Consider the following 16,832-nt stretch of genomic DNA (forward strand, 5'->3'; position numbering starts at 1 on the left):
AAGAGATTGCTAAAACATTCTTAACCCGCAATGTAGTGCGGAACAAAACGCGAAGTGTCTTTAGTGATCAGCGTGTTATCTTCACGAATCCCCATACCACACGCTTCATCATCGACAATCCAGCTACCAATCAGCGTGTAACTATCGCCAAATCGCGGTAGCGGTTGAAACGCCTGATAGATCATCGGTTCATCGGCGTAATCACCATCAGCGTGGTCAACGACGTTATTCTGACCGTCGAAAATGGTGACGTTACCGCCCTCGCGTGAGTAGATCGGTTTACGCACATAGCTTTCGCCAGCGGCGATCTGCGGTTTTTCGCCCTCAAACCAGGACGCCAGAAGATTAGGATGACCAGGAAAGAAGCGCCAAAGCAGCGGCATTAGCCCTTTGTTACTCAAGATACTTTTCCATAACGGCTCCACCCACTGCTCACGACGCTTGCGCAGCAGCGGACCGTTATCGTCACGCATCATCCACTCCAGCGGATACAGCTTAAATGCACGCTGGATGACATTATCATCAAGATCGGTCAGTACACCGCCGACGCCCAAACCGAGATCTTCAATGTAGATAAACCGCGACTCCTGTCCTGCCTGCTGAGCGCAGTCCTGCAAGTACAGCACGGTACTCCTGTCTTCGTCGGTGTCCTGACAGCAGCAAAAATAAAACGGCTCCCGGCTATAAAGCTCGCTAAAGCGTGAAATCAGGCGCTCCTGAATGGCATTGTACTGATCGGCATCGCGCGGAATAACGCCGCTGCTCCGGGCATCTTCCAGCCACAACCACTGGAAATAAGCCGATTCATACAACGAGGTGGGCGTATCAGCGTTGTACTCCAGCAGCTTCGCCGGTGCATTGCCACACCAGGCAAAATCCATCCGCCCATACAGCGAAGGATCGCGGGCGCGCCAGCTTTCAGCGATCACATCCCAGTACAACGGCGGGATCGCCAGTTGCGTCAGGATCTCTTCATCTTTAACCGCGCGATCCACCACCTCAAGGCACATCTGATGCAGTTCCGCAGTCGGTTTTTCGATCTGCTCTTCAATCTGGCGCAGAGTAAAACGGTAAGCCCGACTCTCATCCCAATAGATTTCATTGTCGATGATATGAAAGTCAAATCCGTTATCGGCGGCAATCCGGTCCAGATCCCGCCGCACAGGAACGTTGTGTCTCAGCATGATTAGCCTCCCCAATGCCCACGGGCGCTGGAAGAACGACCATAGCCGCCGCGCGAAACGGTAGACGCTTTTTTGGTGGTAAAGCCGCCCGTGGAATAAGACTCTTTTTTGCCAGAACCGGAGCGCCAGGAGTAATCACCGGAAGTGTTGCGCCAGACGGGGCGGGAAGCAAATGAGGATCCACCGCTGTTATAAACAAACTGCTCATCGCGATCTTTACGAATAACCCGGCTTAACAAAAATCCAGATATTACCGGGATCCAACTCTGTTCAACATTGTCGTAGTAGCAATTTTCGTACTTAGACTGACAATTCTGCTGAGTCATATTCTTCGGAACATCGGCATAAAATGCCGCTTTGGCGTTATTCCAGCCACGCGCGCAAATGTCTGCATTATTACCGTCATCAATACAATCCTGCACTGTCGAATAAAACGTTCCGTCACCGTCGTTATCGACATCGCTACTTTCACTCCATCCTTTGATCACTAAAAAACTGCGCCGCCCATAATCGCCAGGGTCAGATATTTTTGTGCGTAGCGATTGCGACGCGGCTCAAAAGGATTATTGGGTCTACCAATGCGACTGATCGCTCCGTGACCAATTTTACTGTTATTTCTTGATTTGCGTTTTCTGGCCATGATCGTCCATTACCATGTCATACAAGCTGCGTTAAAAATACCGCCAGCCAGCGCGGCGGTTCCCATAAACATTCCTGCTGCGGTATTGTGATTAATAATTTTTTCACTTAATGCGGGCATATAAAGTCTGACACCAGCAAAAACGAGTAACTGAATCACCAGTGCAATCCCCGCCCCAGGCGAAATAATCCGGAATGCTCACCGCATTGATTGCCGCACTGGATAAGGGGATCACGTAACCCAACAATGTACCGCTGAATGCCAGTGACGCCGCGGTATTATTGTTTTTGATTAATTGCCATTCGTTGTGCGGTGTAATTTTGGAGTAGATAAACAGAAAAATAATTATCATCGCCACGCCAATAAAAAAATAGGCGCTAAAAGCAAGAAGTGAATCCAGTATATGCATCGTAAACGTCCCTGTAATTAACCAATAATATTAAGTGATGTCAGCGGGATATCGACGCCCAGCGCGCGCGAAAATAACCACTCCGGCTCGCCGAGATCGTTAAAAGATTCCTCACCATTTAACAGCAAATATTCGTAAGTATCTTCGGTCACTTGCCGTTGGTAGCCCATGGTAAAATTATGGACCTCCCATTTGGCATGGTTTTGATTTTCTACTTTTTCCAGCATGTAGACGGGTTCAATATTTCCCGGTTCTTCGCTGTTAAAAAATCGCTGCCAGCGTTTTTCCTGCCAGTTTAAGGTCACCGCCCCCATCGCTTTGGCGTTGATCGCCTCGCGCCAGTAACTCTCTTTGCTGATGCCGTAGCTCTCTTCGTAGACAAAGAGCTTGATATCATCAATGTCATCAATATCTTCGCCGCCAGTAGTATTGATTTGCAGAAATTCATCGCCCGAAGTGTAGTAGCGGAAAATCTGGCTACCGCCGCCCAGATCGATGTGGCTGACGGCGGCCACTGTGTATTCTTCCCCTGGCAACGCAATCAGCAATTCATCTTCCAGTAAACGAAACGCTAATGTGTCGAGCGTAAAGCCACTATTGAGATGGAGTCCCAGCGGACCGCGAGTAATAGCAGGCTTATCAACCTGACCAAACAGGCGCTGGAAAAAACCAGACATATTTTATCCTTAAATTAGCAGCCAGCCTTTTAGTGAGGCTGGCAAAAAAATTACTCGCCCTGTTGGCGTTGCAGTCTTGCCAGCACATCCTGGGCGCTGCTTTTATTGGTGCCGCCAATTCCGGCTTCCGCCAGCTTCTCGTCAAGGTCGCGACCGTCTGCGACTTTTTCCAGCTGTGCGGCGGCATCCAGTCGAGCCTGACGTTCAGCCTGACGCGTTTGCAGGCGTTTTAATGACTCTGCCGCTGTCGAAACGCTGGAAGAGGCGCCAACGGTCGAGGTCGTTACGGCCTGCTGCGCACGCTGCATGGCTTCAGTCGCTTTAACGACTTCCATTTGTTGCTCAAATTGGGCAATACGCTGTGCCGTTGCCGTAACGGCTTTTTCCACGCCATCACGAGAAACTTCCAGATTCGACAACACCTGTTCTTCAGCGGTAATAAGATTCTCAAGGCGCGCAATTTCTTCGGCGACTTCGTTAATTAACGATGGGTTAACGTTCTTACTTAATGCTTCCAGCGCACGGGCTTCCAGACTGGTTTTACGCTCGCGTAAATCTTTCAGCTTATCGTTACTTAATTTCACCCGCGCCAGCAGATCGACGCGAGATTTTCCGGCTTTATCCAGTTCAGCTTTGGCGTCCCGAATATGTTGTTCCAGCATGCGCACGCCCTGGGTTTCTTCAATGGATTCTTCCGCCTGGGAGATAAACGATTTCCCCAGCGTAAATAAACTTTTTAAAATTCCCATAAATACCCGTCCTTGTAATTAGTGTGAATATTCTTCTGTAATTTCAGCCAGATCCAATGCATTATCTACCAGCGAGGTTATCTCAAGCAGGATATCTTCAAGAGAAGATTTAAGCGATAACGCCCCAAAAACAATGTAATACTCTTCCTGTTGCACGCTGGAGATCCCCACCGATGATAGCGGCATAATTTTCTGATTTCTTAAAAGGAATGTATTAAATTCATTTGGATTATTGATATAGCTTACCGGACAAATAAATGTTTCGATAATCATCTGGCGAGAAGTAAAAAGAACATTGATTTGCAAATCGCCGTAATCATTCATTTTAATAATTAATGCATTTTCACTATTTGTTACATCAATATTTTGTTTAGGTACAGCTTGTAACGCAGTCGCCAGCGCCAACGGATTCCATATCATATATTATTCCATATATATTAAATTTAATTATTAGTAAGGTGAATATTTATAGATCGTAATTATCTTACCAGCTATAGATAAAAAAAAAACCATCCAAATCTGGATGGTTTTTCTTAAATCAGAGGGATTAGCTGCGCTGGCGAACCGCTTCAAATAAGCAAATTCCGGTCGCAACCGAAACGTTCAGCGAAGAAACACTTCCTGCCATTGGGATGCTGATCAACTCGTCGCAATGTTCACGGGTCAGGCGACGCATACCTTCACCTTCCGCGCCCATCACCAGCGCCAAGCGTCCGGTCATTTTGCTCTGATAGAGTGTATGATCCGCCTCGCCTGCCGTACCGACGATCCAGATATTCTCTTCCTGCAACATACGCATGGTGCGCGCAAGGTTAGTCACCCGAATCAGCGGAACGCTTTCTGCCGCGCCGCAGGCTACTTTTTTCGCCGTGGCGTTGAGCTGTGCGGAGCGATCTTTCGGCACAATCACCGCGTGAACGCCAGCAGCGTCCGCGCTACGCAGGCACGCGCCGAGGTTGTGCGGATCGGTTACACCGTCGAGGATCAGCAGGAACGGTTGATCGAGCGAAGCGATCAGATCTGGCAGATCGTTTTCCTGATACTGCCGTCCTGGCTTCACACGGGCGATAATGCCCTGATGCACGGCACCGTCGCTTTTCTCGTCGAGATATTGGCGGTTTGCCAACTGGATAACCACGCCCTGGGACTCAAGGGCGTGGATCAGCGGTAACAGACGTTTATCTTCACGGCCTTTTAAAATAAAGACTTCCTGAAAACGTTCAGGGGCGCGCTCCAGCAGGGCCTGCACTGCGTGGATGCCGTAAATCATTTCGCTCATTAATGTACTCGTTGTTTACGTTTTGCCTGATGCACTACGTTTATCCGGCCTACATGATCTCTGCAATATATTGAATTTGCGTGATTATGTAGGCCGGATAAGGCGTTCACGCCGCATCCGGCATGAACAAAGCGCATTTTGTCAGCAATCTAACCCTCTTCTGTTTGAAGAGGATATTGATCACTCTGCCACTTTTTTCTTTCGCCGCACGCTTCGCTTTGGTCGCTGCGGCTATTTTCTGCGTTTTCGCCGATGGCTTTTTCGCTTTTCTCGCGTCTTTCTTCGCCGCTTTCGGCTTCGGTTTTTTCTCGCCGCGGAAGGCACTGTCTGGCTCAAAGTTTACCTTTTTACCGACCTGACGACGCTTGCCGCCTTTTTTGACTGCATCGCCTTTTTTCGCTTTCTCGCGCGCCGTTTTACCGACGTTGCGCGGAGCGCGTTCGCTGGAGATCAGGCTAAAGTCGATTTTGCGCTCGTCCATATTAACCGCTTCGACGCGAACTTCCACGCGATCGCCCAGGCGATAAGTCTGGCCGCTGGATTCGCCCATCAGCCGTTGACCCACCTGATCAAAGCGATAGTAGTCATTGTCCAGCGAAGAGACGTGGACCAGACCATCAATGAACAGGTCGTCGAGACGAACAAAGAAGCCAAAGCCGGTGACGCTGGCAATAACGCCTTTAAAGACGTTGCCCACCTGGTCGAGCATGAAGTCACACTTCAGCCAGTCAGCCACATCGCGCGTTGCTTCGTCGGCACGACGTTCCGCCATCGAACAGTGCTGACCCAGTTGCAGCATCTCTTCCATCGAATAATGGTAGCCGCCGGTTTCAGTGGTGTTGCCCTGATGCCCCTGCTCTTTCGCCAGCAGATACTTAATGGCGCGGTGCAGCGTCAGGTCAGGATAACGACGAATCGGCGAAGTGAAGTGCGCATAGGACTGCAATGCCAGACCGAAGTGACCACGGTTTTCCGGATCGTAAATCGCCTGTTTCATCGAGCGTAGCAGCATGGTTTGCAGCATTTCTGCATCAGGACGATCGGCAACCGACTCCAGCAGTTCCGCGTAGTCACGCGGTTCCGGCTTGTTACCGCCCGGCAGTTCCAGCCCCAACTCCGCCAGCACTGAACGGAAAGAGGTAATCGCTTCGGTGCTCGGCTTGTCGTGAATACGGAACAATGCCGGTTCTTTGGCTTTCTCAACGAAACGCGCCGCCGAGATATTCGCCAGAATCATGCACTCTTCAATTAACTTGTGTGCGTCGTTCCGTTGGGTCTGTTCGATACGCTCAATACGGCGTTCAGCGTTGAAAATGAACTTCGCTTCTTCGCTCTCAAATGAGATCCCACCGCGTTCTTCACGGGCTTTATCTAGCACTTTATAGAGGTTATGCAACTCTTCGAGATGCTTAACCAGCGGCGCGTACTGCTCGCGCAGATCCTGATCGCCCTGCAGAATATGCCAGACTTTGGTGTAGGTCAGACGCGCGTGAGAGCTCATCACCGCTTCATAGAATTTGTAGCCAGTCAGGCGGCCTTTCGACGAAATGGTCATCTCGCACACCATACACAGGCGGTCTACCTGCGGGTTGAGCGAGCACAGGCCGTTAGAGAGCACTTCCGGCAGCATCGGGATAACCTGCGAAGGGAAATACACAGACGTACCACGGTTACGCGCTTCGCTGTCCAGCGGTGTTGGCGGACGCACATAGTAGCTGACGTCGGCAATCGCGACCCATAAACGCCAACCGCCGCCGCGTTTTTTCTCGCAGTAAACTGCATCGTCAAAGTCACGGGCATCTTCGCCATCAATGGTGACCAGCGGTAAATCGCGCAGATCGACACGACCCGCTTTTGCTTCTTCCGGCACTTCTTCTTTCAGCCCGGCAACCTGTTGCTCAACAGCCTGCGGCCAGATGTACGGAATTTCATGAGTACGCAGAGCGATATCAACCGCCATGCCGGTACCCATATTATCGCCAAGGACTTCGACGATTTTACCCACCGCTTTGGTACGACGAGTCGGGCGTTGGGTCAGTTCAACAACCACCACAAAGCCCATCCGCGCGCCCATGATCTGATCGGGCGGGATTAAGATATCGAAGCTCAGACGGCTGTCGTCAGGAACCACAAAGCCCACGCCCGCTTCGGTAAAGTAGCGACCAACAATCTGGCTGGTTTTTGGCACCAGTACGCGAACAATACGCGCTTCACGACGACCTTTACGGTCAGCGCCCAGCGGCTGCGCCAGCACCTGATCGCCATGAATGCAGGTTTTCATCTGCTCGCTGGAGAGATACAAATCATCTTTACGTCCTTCAACCCGCAGAAAGCCGTAGCCATCACGGTGGCCAATAACGGTACCTTTCACCAGGTCGAGGCGTTCCGGCAGCGCATAGCACTGACGGCGAGTGAAGACCAGTTGACCATCGCGCTCCATCGCGCGCAGGCGGCGACGCAGGCCTTCAAGCTGCTCTTCGCCTTCAATGTGCAGTTCTACCGCCAGCTCATCACGGCTGGCCGGTTTTTCTCGTTTGGTTAAATGTTCGAGGATAAATTCCCGACTAGGGATGGGATTCGCGTATTTTTCAGCTTCGCGTTCCTGGAAAGGATCTTGTGACATCTCGGTTCCTCCGTTGTCATCTCTGATGAAGATTTTCGTCACTCCACCAGCAATAATTTATAAAGCGGTTGATTCTCTTCAACCAAATCGGCAAGCGTGTAGTTATCCAGTTCCGTAAGAAAACTTTGCACGGCCTTAGAAAGTGCCTGTTTCAACCGACAGGCAGGTGTAATGTGGCAAAACTCACTACTGCAATTCACCAGCGATAAAGGTTCCAGCTCGCGCACCACATCACCAATACGTATCGCACTCGCCGGTTTACCCAGCGAATGCCGCCATTTTTTCCACGAACAGCAGTCACGTAGCCGGCACGACTAAGTTGATTGATTATTTTGACCATATGATTACGGGAGACGCCGTAGACGTCAGTCACTTCAGAAATACTGGTCATCCGCCCTTCTGGCAATGATGCCATGTAGATCAGCGCGCGTAATCCGTAATCAGTGAAACTCGTTAACTGCACATCAACCTCAAAAAAGGGAAATCGGGAAAAAATACATTTATATTGATGATAAACCAGCCACAAGCTGTGTCGCTAATTTATTTCAGTTTGGGGAAGGAAAAAAGCGAGGATTTAACACTGTGTCGGATAGCGTAATGGCTTACCCGACACAGCAATGTATCACACTGTTAGCCCAGCAGGCAAAATATCTGCCGGGCGTCACAGAATTACGCGTCGAACGGGTCGCGCAGAATCATGGTTTCAGTACGATCCGGGCCGGTAGAGATGATATCGATCGGTACACCGGTCAGCTCTTCAATGCGCTTGATGTAGTTCAGCGCCGCCTGCGGCAGGCCGCTACGATCTTTCACGCCGAAGGTGGATTCAGACCAGCCCGGCATGGTTTCGTAAATCGGCTCTACACCTTTCCAGTCGTCAGCTGCCAGCGGAGTGGTAGTCACTTCGCGACCATCCGGCATACGGTAAGCCACGCAGAGTTTCACCTCTTTCAGGCCATCCAGAACGTCCAGTTTGGTCAGGCAGAAGCCAGACAGAGAGTTCAGCTGTACCGCACGACGAACGGCAACGGTGTCCAGCCAGCCGGTACGACGACGACGACCCGTAGTTGCGCCGAATTCGTTACCCTGCTTGCAGAGGAACTCGCCAGTTTCATCAAACAGTTCGGTCGGGAACGGACCTGCACCTACACGAGTTGAGTAAGCTTTGAGGATACCCAGAACGTAATCAACATAACGCGGGCCCAGGCCGGAACCGGTCGCCACGCCACCAGCAGTGGTGTTGGAAGAAGTTACGTACGGATAAGTACCGTGGTCGATATCCAGCAGCGTACCCTGCGCACCTTCGAACATGACGAAATCGCCACGCTGACGCGCCTGGTCGAGCAGGTCAGAAACGTCAACCACCATAGAAGTCAGGATGTCGGCAACAGCCATCGTATCATCCAGAACTTTCTGGTAATCAACTGCTTCAACTTTGTAATAGTTAACCAACTGGAAGTTGTGATATTCCATCACTTCTTTCAGTTTTTCAGCGAAGGTTTCTTTGTCGAAAAGGTCGCCAACACGCAGACCGCGACGTGCCACTTTATCTTCATAAGCAGGCCCGATACCACGACCGGTGGTGCCGATCGCTTTCGCGCCACGCGCTTTCTCACGCGCGTTATCCAGCGCAACGTGATAATCAAGGATCAGCGGACATGCTTCGGACAGTAGCAGACGCTCACGAACGGGGATGCCACGGTCTTCCAGTTCTTTCATCTCTTTCATCAGCGCGGCCGGAGACAGCACAACACCGTTACCGATGATGCTGGTTACATTCTCGCGGAGAATACCTGATGGAATAAGATGGAGAACGGTTTTTTCACCGTTGATTACGAGAGTATGGCCTGCGTTGTGACCGCCCTGGTAGCGTACAACATATTTAGCCCGTTCAGTCAGAAGATCGACGATCTTACCTTTACCTTCGTCACCCCATTGGGTGCCCAGTACGACGACGTTGTTACCCATTTTTCAAAATCACCGTTTGCTTAAAAATGGATTCTACCATCGCTTTTTCAGAGTTACAGCACTTTTTGCATCCAAAAATGACCTTAGTCAGCCTATTTTTTGCTCAGCCAATCGTTTTCCTCAACATGTAGTAGACCACAACGCCCGCAACCACAAGTCCACCGCCAAAAACGACGTAAAATATTATCGGGTAAATTAGTCATTGCGGAGATCATCTTCTTCCATGCCTTCGGGTAAAGCATCGGCCCTAAACCTTCCAACACTAAAACCAGGGCAAGCGCCAGCCAGATTGTCGAATTCATTCATTATCCTTATAGAAAAAGAAAACCACCGACATCCCTGAGGATGCGGTGGCTTTATTGACCTGTACCGCGGTCGTTATATTAACGCGTCGCGGAGCTCGGCGTCTTCATATAGCGGAAGAAATCGCTGTCCGGGCTCATGACCATCACGTCCTGATTGCCAGAGAAGCTGTTCTCATAAGCACGCAGGCTACGAATGAACGCGTAGAAGTCTGGATCCTTGCTGAATGCGTCTGCAAACAGCTTGGCAGCTTCGGCATCACCTTCACCGCGCATGATACGGCCCTGACGTTCTGCTTCTGCCAGCGTTCTGGTGACTTCATAGTCAGCAGTCGCACGCAGTTTTTCTGCTTCTTCCTGACCTTGTGAACGATGACGACGCGCTACCGCTTCACGCTCGGCGCGCATACGGTTGTAGATCGCTTCAGACACTTCGGTCGGCAGGTTGATCTGCTTGATACGCACATCGACAACTTCAATACCCAGCGCCGCCATACTGTTCGGGTTAATGACCGGAACTTTGCCCTTCGTCTCAGCCGTTACGCGCTCTGCCGCTTCGGCAATGGCGTTATCTGCTGCCGGGGTAGTAACTTCATCTTCTGTACCCGCAGAACCAGAGTTCAGCGCGTCACGCACTTCGAGGGTCAGACGACCACGGGAATCGGTGACGATGTCTTTCACATCCAGGCGACCAATTTCAGAACGCAGACGGTCAGAGAACTTACGTTTCAACAGCACTTCCGCTTGCGAAATGTCGCCACCGCCCGTTGCCAGGTAGTAACGGCTGAAATCGCTGATGCGCCATTTGATGTAAGAGTCGACGATCAGGTCTTTCTTCTCTTTGGTCACAAAGCGGTCGGCCTGGTTGTCCATGGTCTGAATACGCGCGTCGAGCATTTTCACCGTTTCAATGAACGGTATCTTGAAATGCAGACCCGGCTCATAAACCAGAGGTTTGTTGTCATCGTCACGCAGTACCTTACCAAAACGCAGCGTAATACCGCGCTCACCTTCTTTGACGACAAAGACAGACATGTAAAGCACTACCAGCACGATGATGATAATCGCGATAACTGACTTACGCATCGTTATTCCCCCTGACGCTGGTAGTCGTTACGCTGCGCGTTGGCGCGGCGTTGGTCCATAATATCGCCCTGACTGGTGGACGACGTGTTGCTTGCTCCACTGGTTGTGGAGGAAGAGGCTGGCGGCAGACGCAGCAGATTGCTGGCACCGTTATCGCTCTTCGCCGCAGGGGCGTTACCACCTTTCAGCATCTGGTCTAACGGCAGAACCATCAGGTTGCCACCTTTATCGTTAACCAGCACTTTGCGGGTGTTGCCCAACACTTTTTCCATCGTCTCGATATACAGACGCTCGCGAGTAATTTCCGGCGCGGCTTTATATTCCGGCAGAAGTTTAGCAAAGCGCGCCACTTCACCCTGAGCTTCCAGGATGGTCTGGGCCTTGTACGCACGCGCCTCTTCGAGGATACGTTGCGCCTGACCGTTCGCACGCGGCTGAACTTCGTTGGTATACGCTTCTGCTTCACGAATGTATTGCTGTTCGTTTTCACGCGCGGCAATCGCATCATCAAACGCCGCTTTTACTTCTTCCGGCGGACGAGCAGCCTGGAAGTTGACGTCCAGTAGCGTGATACCCATGTCATACGGGCGGATAGTCTCTTCCAGTTCGCGCTGAGTATCGCTACGAATCACGGTACGACCTTCCGTCAGAATGCGGTCCATAGTGTATTTACCGATAACCCCACGCAGGGCGCTGTCGGTAGCCTGACGCAGGCTGTCATCCGGGCTGGTCACGCTATACAGGTATTTTTCCGGATTAGTGACGCGGTACTGCACGTTCATCTCAACGCGCACCACGTTCTCGTCCGACGTCAGCATCACACCAGAAGCGGCCAGTTCACGCACGGCTTCCACGTTCACCGGTTTGACTTCGTCGATAAACGTCGGTTTCCAGTTCAGACCCGGCTCAACCAGATGGCTGAATTTGCCAAAGCGTGTTACCACGCCGCGTTCGGCTTCTTTAATGGTGTAGAAACCACTGGCCGCCCAGATAATGACAATCGCTGCCGCTGCGATGGTAACGACACGACCGCCAAGCTGCGGGCGCGGGCCTTGCGATGAACTGCCACCGCCAGATCCGGTGCCTTTACCGCCGCCCAGACCACCGAGCTTTTTGCTCAGTTTGCGGAAGATATCATCTAAATCAGGTGGCCCTTGATCGCGACCGCCTTTGTTTCCATTTCCCTCAGAGTTGCCGCCAGGTTTGCTGCTTCCCCACGGGTCGCGGTCTTGTCCGTTATTACCGGGCTGATTCCACGCCATGTTTGTGCTCCATATTTGTTATGCGGTGATCCCTGTTGTCTTTCGACGCCAGAGGATATGACTCCACGCTTCAGACGCTACGCCGTTAGATCAGGTAATCGATCAACGTCGGTTCTTGTTTACAGAGGCGACGCCAGTCAACGATCGGCATACGAACTTGCAGACTTACGCTGCCGTCTTCCTCCATCCACTCTTTTTCTATTGCCTGAAGCTGATAAAAACGACTTCTCAGACGCCCTTCCTGCGGTGGCAGACGCAATGTATGCTGCGCCACCTCGCCGGAAAGCCGCTCCGTCAAAGCCTGAAAAAGCTGTGGTATCCCCGCTCCGGTCTGTGCGGAAAGCCAGACACGGATCGGTTTGTTCTCTTCGTCCCGATCAATACGCGGTTCGGAATCTTCCAGCATATCGATCTTGTTCATCACCAGCAGAGTTGGGATCTCGTGAGCATCGATCTCTTCAAGAACCGTATTCACCGCTTCGATGTTTTCTTGTACACGCACATCCGCCGCATCAATCACATGCAGCAGCAATGTGGCTTGCCGCGTCTCTTGCAACGTGGCTTTAAACGCCGCCACCAGATCGTGCGGCAGGTGGCGAATAAACCCTACGGTATCTGCCAGCACGGTTTCACCGACATCCGCGACGTCAATACGCCGCAACGTCGGGTCGAGGGTGGCAAACAACTGGTCTGCCGCGTAGACCCGCGCTTCGGTGATGCGATTGAAAAGGGTAGATTTACCGGCGTTGGTATATCCCACCAGCGAAACAGTAGGGACGTCGGCTTTGATACGTGATTGCCGCCCCTGCTCACGCTGCTTTTCAACTCTTTCCAGGCGCGACTGTATCTGTACGATGCGATTACGCAACAAACGACGGTCGGTTTCGAGCTGGGTTTCACCCGGACCACGCAAACCGATCCCGCCTTTCTGTCTTTCAAGGTGGGTCCAGCCACGCACCAGGCGCGTAGCCAGATGGCGCAGCTGCGCCAGCTCAACCTGCAACTTACCCTCATGGGTACGCGCACGTTGGGCGAAAATATCTAAAATAAGGCCGGTGCGGTCGATAACACGACACTCGCACAAACGCTCCAGGTTACGCTCCTGCGCCGGGCTCAGGGCATGGTCAAAAAGAACGACCGAAGCACCCGTCGCTTTTACGGCTTCCGCAATTTCAACTGCTTTACCTTCACCTACAAAATACTTTGGGTGCGGCGCTTTACGGCTACCGGTAATCACCTGCAATGCTTCGACACCGGCGGAAGAAACCAGAGATTCAAACTCCTGGAGGTCTTCCATATCTTTGTCTTGCGTAAAATAGATGTGTACCAGTACCGCCTGCTCACCAGCATCATAACGGTCAAACAAGCGTATAACCCTCTAAATAGATCAGCGGGGAACGCAGGATCGCTGGCTCCCCGTGTAAAAAAAACAGCCCGAAACCTTATTCGGTTTCTTCGCTGTCCTGTTGCGCGGAAGTATTCTGCGCGCTGCTACCATGATGGTAGTTACTGCTGGTACCGCCACCGGCGTTGTTACTGTGATGAGAAACCGGGCGAGACGGGACAACAGTAGAAATCGCGTGCTTATAAACCATCTGGCTGACCGTGTTTTTCAACAGGATCACGAACTGATCAAAAGACTCGATTTGTCCTTGCAGCTTAATACCATTCACCAAATAAATAGAAACTGGAACACGTTCCCGACGCAGTGCGTTCAGGAACGGATCTTGTAAAGATTGCCCCTTAGCCATTCTCTCTTTTCCTTATATGCTTATTTGTACTTTGAACCTTTCGATTCTGAAAAAATTGCGCACGATACGTCTCAATTGTACACATTCAGCCTGCGATAGCACCAACAACCTGTAATACTTCGTCACGCGCCTGTTCTGGTTTTTCACTGTCAAGCCAGTGAACCCCTTCCCAACCACGCAGCCAGGTTATCTGCCGCTTCGCCAACTGTCTCGTGGCGCAAACACCTCGATAAACCATTTCATCGTATGAGATTTCGCCTTCAAGGTAAGACCACATCTGGCGATAACCCACGCAACGAATGGAAGGCAAATCCGTATGCAAATCTCCTCGGGCAAAAAGCGCCCGGACTTCTGCTTCAAAACCTGAAGCCAACATCTGATGAAAACGCTGCTCAATTCGTTGATGGAGCAGTTCACGGCTCGCCGGGGCGATGGCGAACTGATGCACCTGATACGGTAGAGCGTCTCCTGACGTTTGCGTCAGTTCCGTTAAAGTTTTACCCGAAATGAAAAAAACTTCCAGTGCTCGGGAAAGCCTTTGTGGATCATTTGGATGAATCCTTGCTGCCGCAACCGGATCTACCTCCTGAAGTTGACGATGCAATGACTCCCAACCTTGCTCTGCCGCCTGTTGCTCAATTCTGGCCCGTACTTCCGGGTCCGCCGACGGTAGCGGCGACAACCCTTCCAGCAATGCCTTGAAATACAACATCGTACCGCCCACTAACAGTGGGATCCGCCCCGCCGCCGTGATATCGGCCATCTCCGCCAGCGCATCGCGGCGAAAATCAGCGGCCGAATAAGCCTGCGACGGATCGCGAATATCCAGCAATCGGTGCGGCGCAGCGAGTAATTCTTCAGCGTTCGGCTTCGCCGTCCCGATATCCATCCCTTTGTAAATAAGGGCAGAATCAACGCTTATCAACTCTACTGGTAAAATTTTACGCAGCTCAATAGCTAACGCCGTTTTACCGGAGGCCGTCGGCCCCATTAAAAAAATCGCCTTAGGCAGCTCGCCTTACTGATATCACTCATCTTTCAGGGCTTTTATCGCCGGATGTAAATCAACAGATTGTAACAGACCACCCGGCGGCGTTTTCACAAGCTGCGGACATAACCGTTCTACGTCCGTCAGCAGGGTAATGGCCTGTGCCATTGGCCACTGCGCATGTTCGCTCATCAGATTTCGTGCAATCCACTGCGCAATATTGCCAGGTTCGAATACGGACTGCTTCGCCAGGTAGCCTATCAGTTCAGGAATCAAGATTTGTAAATTTTGTTGGCGTAAGGGTAAAGGCACGGCCCTGATGGTCACATGCTGCGCATCGGACTGAAATTCAATACCCAATTCCGCCAGTGCAGACTGCGCTTTTTCTAAGGCCGCTCTTTCTTCACCAGAGACTTTTAGCCGCAGCGGAATAAGCAGCGGCTGAGCGCAGACCGGCGCATCTCCCGGCGTTAACTGCGCCTGACGTAACCAGCGCTCCGCCACCGGCAGGGCTAAAAGTGAAATATTGCCGTCACGTTCCAGCAGCGCACAGTCCGAATGGACGATAGTCAACACCCGACCAAAGCTTTGACCATTCGCAGCCAGCGTAAGTTCCTGCGATTCTTGCACTTTTGGTTTGTGCATCGCTGCAGGCGTTTGCAAAAGCTGGCGATACACATCGCCTTGCTGTTTCTGGTAGCCCGGTTGCGCGTTCGGCCACGGGGCAGCCTGACGGCTACCGCTACTTGTTGCAGGCGCAGGAGATGAAGACGGAGAGTAACGCGGAGCCACTGGCTCACGAACTGCCGGTTCAGCAAAGTGATTACGCCCTGCTGCCACGCGGTTTTCAGGTATATGGCGCGGTGCTGACTGGGCGTTATCTTCCAACGGCAAAGGCGTTTCCAGCTGCTGTTGTAGCACGCTCAGCACGCCCTGATAGATAAAGTCATGCACCAGACGCGACTGATGGAAACGCACTTCGTGTTTGGCGGGGTGCACGTTGACGTCCACCTGATGCGGGTCAATCTCCAGATACAGCACAAACGCCGGTTGCTGATCGGCGCCCAGTTTGTCTTCGCAGGCCTGGCGGATCGCGTGATTAATCAGGCGATCGCGCATCATGCGCCCATTTACGTAGCAATACTGAATTTCTGCCAGTGCGGGCGTGATGTGATTCGGATCAGCCACCCAGCCACGCAGCGTGAGATCGCCGTGTTGCCATTCGATCGCCAGCGCATGTTCGAGAAAAGCGGTGCCGCAAATCGCGCCTAAGCGCCGCTCTTTTTGCCCGCCTTCCGGCACTGCGCGGTACTGGCGTACGATTTTGCCGTTATGCGACAGGTTGATAGTGACGTCGAAACGCGCCAGCGCGATGCGACGGATGATTTCATCGATATGGTTAAATTCGGTTTTCTCGGTGCGCAAGAATTTGCGCCGCGCCGGGGTGTTGTAGAACAGGTCCAGCACTTCCAGCGTCGTACCCACCGGATGCGCCGCCGGTTTAACCGTCACGTCCATATCGCGCCCTTCGGCATAAGCCTGCCAGGCCTCCTGCTGCTCCGCGGTACGCGAAGTGAGCGTCAGACGGGAAACCGAACTGATACTCGCCAGCGCCTCACCGCGAAAGCCCAGGCTGATAATAGCTTCGAGATCGTCCAGAGAGGCGATTTTACTGGTGGCATGACGAGCCAGCGCCAGCGCCAGCTCATCTTTTTTGATACCGCAGCCGTTATCACGAATGCGGATAAGTTTCGCCCCACCGCGTTCGATATCAATATCGATACGCGTCGCGCCGGCATCGAGGCTGTTTTCCACCAGTTCTTTGACTACCGACGCAGGTCGCTCGACCACCTCACCTGCGGCAATCTGGTTCGCCAGTTGTGGCGGTAAGACCTGAATTGGCATCAATAATCC

General features: G+C 52.0%; 11 protein-coding genes and 6 pseudogenes. All 17 read right to left on the reverse strand.

Annotated elements, in window-relative coordinates:
- Positions 1-20 precede the first annotated feature (20 nt).
- The 17 genes and pseudogenes from CRI63_RS07535 to mutL all read right to left on the reverse strand — a co-directional run bounded on the left by CRI63_RS07535 (position 21) and on the right by mutL (position 16,823).
- Positions 21-1,184, reverse strand: coding sequence for a glutathionylspermidine synthase family protein (locus tag CRI63_RS07535; RefSeq protein WP_135519092.1), 1,164 nt, complete (start codon positions 1,182-1,184; stop codon positions 21-23).
- A 2-nt stretch (positions 1,185-1,186) separates the two neighbouring features.
- Positions 1,187-1,824 (reverse strand): annotated as a pseudogene (locus tag CRI63_RS07540) (DUF1190 domain-containing protein).
- 9 nt (positions 1,825-1,833) lie between these two features.
- Positions 1,834-2,233, reverse strand: a pseudogene (locus CRI63_RS07545) (DUF350 domain-containing protein).
- A 17-nt stretch (positions 2,234-2,250) separates the two neighbouring features.
- A complete protein-coding gene (locus CRI63_RS07550) occupies positions 2,251-2,910 on the reverse strand; it encodes a YjfK family protein (protein ID WP_135519095.1) in 660 nt (219 codons plus the stop codon).
- 50 nt (positions 2,911-2,960) lie between these two features.
- Positions 2,961-3,659 carry a PspA/IM30 family protein gene (locus CRI63_RS07555; RefSeq protein WP_135519098.1) on the reverse strand — a complete coding sequence of 233 codons (699 nt, stop codon included), beginning with the start codon at positions 3,657-3,659 and terminating at the stop codon, positions 2,961-2,963.
- Positions 3,660-3,677: 18 nt separating this feature from the next.
- Complete coding sequence (locus CRI63_RS07560) at positions 3,678-4,079, reverse strand: DUF2170 family protein (RefSeq protein WP_130205993.1); 402 nt, start codon at positions 4,077-4,079, stop codon at positions 3,678-3,680.
- Positions 4,080-4,206: 127 nt separating this feature from the next.
- Positions 4,207-4,938 carry a 23S rRNA (guanosine(2251)-2'-O)-methyltransferase RlmB gene (gene rlmB, locus CRI63_RS07565; RefSeq protein ID WP_001293282.1) on the reverse strand — a complete coding sequence of 244 codons (732 nt, stop codon included), beginning with the start codon at positions 4,936-4,938 and terminating at the stop codon, positions 4,207-4,209.
- 193 nt (positions 4,939-5,131) lie between these two features.
- Positions 5,132-7,561, reverse strand: a pseudogene (rnr, locus tag CRI63_RS07570) (ribonuclease R); the annotation flags it as partial.
- A 38-nt stretch (positions 7,562-7,599) separates the two neighbouring features.
- Positions 7,600-8,024: pseudogene (nsrR, locus tag CRI63_RS07575) on the reverse strand (nitric oxide-sensing transcriptional repressor NsrR).
- 206 nt (positions 8,025-8,230) lie between these two features.
- Positions 8,231-9,529, reverse strand: coding sequence for an adenylosuccinate synthase (gene purA, locus CRI63_RS07580; protein WP_000527963.1), 1,299 nt, complete (start codon positions 9,527-9,529; stop codon positions 8,231-8,233).
- Positions 9,530-9,632: 103 nt separating this feature from the next.
- Positions 9,633-9,831 (reverse strand): annotated as a pseudogene (locus CRI63_RS07585) (DUF2065 domain-containing protein).
- A gap of 81 nt (positions 9,832-9,912) precedes the next feature.
- On the reverse strand, positions 9,913-10,917 hold the full coding sequence (gene hflC, locus CRI63_RS07590; protein WP_001232411.1) for a protease modulator HflC: 1,005 nt from the start codon (positions 10,915-10,917) through the stop codon (positions 9,913-9,915).
- Between the two features lie 2 nt (positions 10,918-10,919).
- A complete protein-coding gene (hflK, locus tag CRI63_RS07595; RefSeq protein ID WP_000312488.1) occupies positions 10,920-12,179 on the reverse strand; it encodes an FtsH protease activity modulator HflK in 1,260 nt (419 codons plus the stop codon).
- Positions 12,180-12,264: 85 nt separating this feature from the next.
- Entirely contained in the window at positions 12,265-13,545 is a 1,281-nt protein-coding gene (hflX, locus tag CRI63_RS07600; RefSeq protein ID WP_135519101.1) for a ribosome rescue GTPase HflX, read from the reverse strand.
- 76 nt (positions 13,546-13,621) lie between these two features.
- Positions 13,622-13,930: an RNA chaperone Hfq gene (gene hfq, locus CRI63_RS07605; protein ID WP_001051883.1), complete on the reverse strand. Its 309-nt coding sequence runs from the start codon at positions 13,928-13,930 to the stop codon at positions 13,622-13,624.
- Between the two features lie 85 nt (positions 13,931-14,015).
- Positions 14,016-14,965, reverse strand: a pseudogene (gene miaA / locus CRI63_RS07610) (tRNA (adenosine(37)-N6)-dimethylallyltransferase MiaA).
- On the reverse strand, positions 14,958-16,823 hold the full coding sequence (gene mutL / locus CRI63_RS07615; RefSeq protein ID WP_135519103.1) for a DNA mismatch repair endonuclease MutL: 1,866 nt from the start codon (positions 16,821-16,823) through the stop codon (positions 14,958-14,960). Before mutL ends, miaA begins: the two are co-directional and overlap by 8 nt.
- Positions 16,824-16,832: the final 9 nt, after the last annotated feature.

It is taken from the genome of Escherichia sp. E2661 (genome assembly GCF_004745185.1).
Classification (GTDB): domain Bacteria; phylum Pseudomonadota; class Gammaproteobacteria; order Enterobacterales; family Enterobacteriaceae; genus Escherichia.